4 protein-coding genes and 1 pseudogene are annotated in these 6,517 nt (G+C 42.7%); 4 read left to right on the forward strand and 1 reads right to left on the reverse strand.

What is annotated here, in order from left to right:
- From R6U02_RS04990 to purR, 3 genes are all read left to right on the forward strand, one after another.
- Positions 1-461, forward strand: a 461-nt coding sequence (locus R6U02_RS04990; RefSeq protein ID WP_410262537.1) for a GGDEF domain-containing protein, incomplete at its 5' end; no start/stop codon positions are given.
- Positions 462-634: 173 nt separating this feature from the next.
- Positions 635-4,066 (forward strand): pyruvate carboxylase, encoded by a 3,432-nt coding sequence (locus R6U02_RS04995; protein WP_410262538.1) that lies wholly within the window; start codon positions 635-637, stop codon positions 4,064-4,066.
- Positions 4,067-4,366: 300 nt separating this feature from the next.
- The gene (gene purR, locus R6U02_RS05000) at positions 4,367-5,194 is read left to right on the forward strand and encodes a pur operon repressor (RefSeq protein WP_410262539.1); all 828 of its coding nucleotides are present in this window, start codon (positions 4,367-4,369) and stop codon (positions 5,192-5,194) included.
- 230 nt (positions 5,195-5,424) lie between these two features.
- Here purR and R6U02_RS05005 read toward each other — a convergent pair whose 3' ends face one another.
- Complete coding sequence (locus R6U02_RS05005; RefSeq protein WP_410262540.1) at positions 5,425-6,045, reverse strand: general stress protein; 621 nt, start codon at positions 6,043-6,045, stop codon at positions 5,425-5,427.
- 240 nt (positions 6,046-6,285) lie between these two features.
- On the opposite strand from R6U02_RS05005, the pseudogene R6U02_RS05010 reads away from it, so the two are divergent.
- Positions 6,286-6,435: pseudogene (locus R6U02_RS05010) on the forward strand (NTP transferase domain-containing protein); the annotation flags it as partial.
- Positions 6,436-6,517: the final 82 nt, after the last annotated feature.

Raw genomic sequence — 6,517 nt, forward strand, 5'->3', positions numbered from 1 at the left:
GCAACTTCAGGCGGTTTGAGGATTATTGGGACAAAGTAGCTGCAGAAGCGAGAGCGCATCAAGAATCCTGCGCAATTCTCATGTTGGATATCGATTATTTCAAATTAACCAATGACACCTATGGTCATGCAGCTGGCGATTATATTTTAGTGGAGTTAGGCAGGGTCATGCAGGAAACAATCCGGAAAAAAGGGAGCGTCTTTAGAAAAGGCGGCGAAGAATTCGTCATTGTCTTGCCAAAAAGTGACAAAGCTGAGGCGTTAGAAATAGCCGAGAATCTGAGATCCAAAGTGGAAGAACATGACTTCTTGACAAACAACAAGCTTAGAATCCCCATTACGGTTTCAATCGGGGCAACTGTTTATCCAGAAACAATTAATCAACTATCCGATATGATCGAAACGGCAGATGCTATGCTTTATAAATCTAAAAATGATGGAAGAAACAGGGTCAGCGTATAGCTGGTATTTAAAAAATAGTGCCCCAGAAGAGTCCTTGAAGGATTTTTTTCATTACGAAGAATCTTTAATTTTTCTTTTTTTTGTCTTTAAAGATGAAACTCTGGTAAAATAGTAAGTAAGTTTAAAAAATGATGATAAAATATCCTGTTAAATAAGGACGAGGTGAAATTTCAGTGAAAAAAGTATTAGTCGCAAACAGAGGTGAAATTGCTATCCGTATCTTCAGGGCATTAGCCGAATTGAATATCAGTACGGTAGGTATTTATGCCCAAGAAGACGAAGCCAGCGTCCACCGATTTAAAGCAGATGAAGCTTATTTAGTAGGCAAAGGCAAAAAGCCGATCGAAGCCTATCTAGATAGTGAAAGCATTATCCAGTTGGCTAAAGAAGCCGGTGCGGATGCGATTCATCCAGGCTACGGTTTTCTATCGGAAAATCTGGCTTTTGCAGAACGATGTGAAGAAGAAGGACTGACGTTTATTGGTCCGGACACCTATCATTTAGATATATTTGGAGATAAGATAAAAGCTAAAACGGTAGCAAAAGAAGCAGGCATACCCACCGTTCCCGGTACAGACGGTCCGGTGGATGATGCTAACGATGTGCTGGCTTTCGGGAAAAGCTATGGCTATCCTATCATAATGAAAGCGGCCATGGGCGGTGGGGGACGAGGCATGCGTGTCGCCTATAACGAGACCGAGGCTACAGAAGGGTTTGCCAGAGCTAAAAGTGAAGCAAAAGCTGCCTTTGGTCAGGATGATATTTATGTTGAAAAATATATCGCTAACCCTAAACATATCGAAGTTCAAATTCTAGGAGACAGTCACGGTAACGTTGTTCACCTATTCGAAAGAGACTGTTCCGTGCAGCGCCGCCATCAGAAAGTGATTGAAGTCGCGCCATGTGTTGGCCTGGATCCGACGCTTAGAGACAAGTTGTGTCAGACAGCTGTTCAATTAATGGAACACGTTAAATATGTCAACGCAGGCACCGTCGAGTTTTTACTTGAAAATGAGTCGTTCTATTTTATTGAAGTTAATCCGCGTGTTCAAGTTGAACACACGATCACCGAGATGGTTACAGGGATAGATATTGTTCAAAGCCAGATCCTGATCGCACAAGGTAAAGACCTGCATTCAGAAATAGGCATCCCGGAACAAAAGGGGATAACGTTGAAAGGCGCTGCTATCCAGTGCCGCATAACAACTGAAGATCCAGCGAACGATTTCCTTCCAGATACAGGAAAGATCAATACGTACCGTTCTCCAGGGGGATTTGGGATACGTTTAGATTCAGGGAATGGCTTCCAGGGTTCAGTCATAACGCCATTTTTTGATTCATTACTCGTTAAACTGTCGGCCGAGGCATTAGACTATGAAAAAGCAGTACAAAAAATGACGCGGGCGCTGCTCGAATTCCGTATTCGCGGCGTCATCACGAACATTCCTTTTCTGATCAACGTCTTGAAACATCCGACATTCAAAAGCGGACAGGTAACCACGCGTTTTATTGATGAGACGCCGGAATTATTCGCCTTTCCGAAGATAAAGGATAGAGGAAATAAATCGTTGAAGTATATCGGAAATGTCACCGTGAATGGCTTTCCGGGAATTGGAAAAATAGAAAAACGGGCATTCAAGGAACCGAGAATGCCTGAAAACCTTATTTCACCTTCAAAAGAGTTAGTTTATCCTAAACATATCTTAGACAAAGAAGGACCGGAAAAAGTGGCAGAATGGGTGAAAGCGCAAGATTCAGTCTTGATGACGGACACCACCTTCCGTGATGCGCATCAAAGTTTACTCGCAACGCGAATGCGCACGAAGGATATGCTGGACATTGCTGAAGAAACAGAAAAAGCTATTCCCGAGCTGTTTTCGATGGAAATGTGGGGAGGCGCAACCTTTGACGTCGCCTATCGCTATTTAACAGAAGACCCATGGGTGCGCTTGAAGAAATTGCGCAAGAAAATGCCCAATACGCTTTTTCAGATGCTGTTTCGCGGGTCCAACGCAGTAGGGTATGATAATTTTCCGGACAACGTCTTAGAAGAATTCATCCGTCTGGCTGCGAAAAACGGGATAGATGTGTTCCGTATTTTTGATAGTCTGAACTGGATTCCGCAAATGGAAAAAAGCATTCAATATGTGAGGGACAACAATAAAATTGCGGAAGCAGCTATTTGTTATACAGGAGACTTGAATGATTCGTCTCAAACCAAATACACAATGGATTACTATAAGCGAATGGCGAAAGAGCTTGAAGCGTCAGGAGCTCATATACTGGCAATCAAAGACATGGCGGGGTTACTTAAACCTCACGCTGCTTACCGATTGATCAGTGAATTGAAAAGTACCGTCTCTTTGCCCGTACATCTGCATATGCATGACACGAGCGGGAATGGTATCTACACATATGGTGCCGCCATCCGTGCCGGCGTCGATATTGTGGACGTGGCTCAAAGTGCCTTAAGTGGGAAAACGAGTCAACCAAGTATGGCCAGTTTGTATTATGCTTTAGAAGGGACATCTCATGCGCCCAAGTATAATATAAAAAACGTCGAAAAATTGAACCGTTATTGGGAAGATACCCGCAAGTTCTATATTGATTTCGAAGAAGGCATGCCGGCGGCTTCGACAGAAGTCTACACTCACCAGATGCCAGGCGGTCAATATACGAACTTGAAACAGCAAGCGAAAGGTCTTGGGTTAGAGGACCGCTGGGATGATATCAAAGAGATGTACGCTGTCGTTAACCGTATGTTTGGAGATGTGGTCAAAGTCACGCCTTCCTCGAAAGTCGTCGGGGATATGGCCCTCTTTATGATCCAAAACGAGCTGACCGAAGCAGAGGTCTATGAAAAAGGTGAAGACTTAGACTTTCCAACATCTGTTGTCCGTTTCTTCAAAGGAGAACTCGGACAACCTGAAGGCGGATTTCCTGAAAAACTGCAAAAATTAGTTTTAAATGGGGATACACCCTTAGAAAAAAGACCGGGAGCATACAAAGAACCACTTGATTTCGGTGAAGTGAGAAAAGAATTGAGCGAACATTTGGACCGTGAACCGACGGAAGAAGAAGTGCTCGGTTATATCATGTATCCTCAAGTGTTCCTGGATTACACGTTCTTCTATAATATGTATGGAGAAGTCACCAAGTTTGATACGCCAACCTTCTTTTATGGTATGCGTATGGGCGAACAAGTGGAAGTGACGCTTGAAAAAGGAAAAACGTTGATCATTAAATTGAATCAGATCGGCGATCCGGATTTAGAAGGCAACCGTGTCTTGTATTTTGAACTCAATGGTCAGGGAAGACAGATCGAGGTAAAAGACAAGAACGTCATGAACACTAAAGCTGTGCGTAAAAAAGCAGAACCGACCAACAAAGGACATATCGGGGCAACGATGCCTGGTTCGGTTCTTCAAGTGCTGGTTCGTCGTGGAGATAAAGTTGAAAAAGGAGCGCCTATTGTTATTACCGAAGCCATGAAAATGGAAACAACGATTCGCTCTGCTATTGCAGGAAAAGTTGAGCGCCTCTTTGTCAAAGAGGGAGATACCATTCAAACGAATGACTTGCTTGTTGTGATAGAAACGAAATAAGCGAACGAGTCGAAAGAGGCCGGGACTTCTGTCCCGGCCTCTTTCGTGCTTTCGATTGATTTTTTTAAAACGTGTTATAAAAAATAGGCTCGCTGTCCAGGTTGCCATAGCCGTAACTGCTTACAGATAAGGTATGCGGAACTGACTTAGGGTCTGACTCCTTTTTGTTTCCCTTTCTTTTCAGCAAAATACGAACAATATCGAATAAAAGTTGAACTAAAACTATCAATTAACGAATAAAAACGTTAAAATAAGAAATACGGAACGGAAAGTAACGTATCATTAAGAGGTGTATTGGAAATGAAGACAAAAAGAAGCGAACGATTGATTGATATGACCCATTATTTATTGGAACATCCTCATACTTTAATCCCTTTGACCCTATTCTCGAAGAAGTATGAATCAGCAAAATCGAGTATAAGCGAAGATTTAACGATTGTAAAAAACACATTTGCCCAAAGAGGCATAGGGTTCCTGGAAACGGTTCCGGGAGTTGCTGGCGGAGTGAAATATATTCCAAAAATGAACAAAGAAGATATTGAACAGTTTGTCTCGGATCTGGTGGAAGAACTGAATCATTCTAAACGCTTATTGCCGGGTGGCTATATCTATCTTTCTGATATGCTGGGAGACCCGAAATGGTTACGACGTATTGGTCGGGCGATCGCCTCACAATATATGGGTACTGAAGTGAACAGCGTGATGACGGTAGCCACTAAGGGCGTGCCTATTGCGCAGTCTGTTGCTTTTTATCTGAATGTACCATTTGTTATTGTAAGACGTGATTCAAAGGTTACCGAGGGGTCTACGGTCAGTATCAATTATGTCTCCGGCTCTTCATTTGATCGCGTCGAAAAAATGGAATTATCCAGACGCAGTTTAGATATGGGATCGAAAGTCGTGATCGTCGATGATTTCCTTAAAGGCGGAGGCACAATCAACGGAATGATCAGCTTGATTGAGGAGTTCAATTCCGAAGTGGTCGGGGCAACCGTCATTGCGGAAAACATTTTTAAAGGCGAACGCTCTGTTAAAGAGTACACATCACTCGTGAAAGTGGAAAACGTCAATGCAGAAGACCGTACCATTGAAGTATCGCCGGGTAATTTCCTGTCTTCATTATCGTGAAATGATCATAATTACTTAAAATATCGGGAAGGCCGGGACAGTGTTCCGGCCTTTTTCATGCGAACAGTTAAGGGTGCGAACAATCTTGTGTTTTAATGATGAGCGGTTATGATGCCGTTCGATCATTCGGCTTACTCATTTTGATAGCTGACAAGTGTAAAATAAGTAAGATAAAGGGAGGACTCATAGAAATCAGAGTCCTCCCTTTATTATTAAAAATGCTTTTTCTCTTAGAAATCTTCTTTTCTGGATCGACGCAATCTTTCAGCAGTTGCTTTTTTTTCATCAGCTGTTCCAGCAGTATCCTCTAATTCTGGGGGTGTACCGTCACCGGAACGTGAATCAGCAGGTGGCTGACCGCCGTCTCCCATCCCTTGTACTGACCCTTCGACAGGGAAGCCCGCTGTAGTTCCTAAAGTTCCTAACGTCTTCTCCTGAGTAGGGTCAACCTCTCTATCTGAAGCTGTTTCTGCTGGGATCTTTTGACCATGGGTTTCATCGATCACAACCACGTAACGGCCGTTTTTAAGGTCTTCTCTGTATGGATAAAGGAAATCATCTCCGACTACATGATTCGGGTCCTCAAATTCGTGGTCTTCTCTCACTTTAAATGCATCACGAATAGATTCCCAGAAATTTTTATCGTCTTCAGTAGCTTCCGCGCTATCGTTGAGATCCGTTTGAGCAACTTGAACATTGGCTGCCTCTGAATGGAGAGCGTTTTTTTCTTCATTGGTATAAATAGTGAGCTGATCTTTTTTAAATCCTTGATTCATTAAATCACGGATGACACGTTTTGTTTCTTTTTCATCTGGGTAACTTCCAATAACTTTTTGATTTTGATTGTTCATATTTAGCCTCCTAAGAGCTCCTGATTTTTTTGACACGTCTTAAGCGGAAAAAACATTTCTTAATTACGTCCATTATATGAAAGGTAAACCGATAGCTCAAACAATAAACCTTATACTTCTTGAAAACAGCCGGTTCATACAGTATGATGAAAGAGGAATTTTTAAAATGAAATCAAGTGGAATATGGCGAAAGTAAAAGTGGTCTATTACAAGGGCCGATACTAAGTTAGGAGAAAAATAATGACGAAAAGATTTGCAGTCGTCCTTGCTGCCGGGCAAGGCACGCGTATGAAATCAAAGTTATATAAGGTGATGCATCCAGTCATGGGTAAGCCGATGGTGGGTCACGTTATTGACCAAGCTTTAGAGTTATATGTCACAGAGCCCGTGGGATAAGTGCTTCCGGGGAAGGGAGAAATCCGGGTCTCACACCTTTCGCGCAACAAAGCCAGTCTGCATGTCAGAATCCACC

Source organism: Alkalibacterium sp. (assembly GCF_046484155.1).
Lineage (GTDB): Bacteria > Bacillota > Bacilli > Lactobacillales > Carnobacteriaceae_A > Alkalibacterium.

Excerpts from the sequence above, each read along its gene's own strand:
- R6U02_RS05005 (WP_410262540.1), bottom strand. The coding sequence starts at position 6,045 with ATGAACAATCAAAATCAAAAAGTTATTGGAAGTTACCCAGATGAAAAA.
- purR (WP_410262539.1), top strand. The coding sequence starts at position 4,367 with ATGAAGACAAAAAGAAGCGAACGATTGATTGATATGACCCATTATTTA.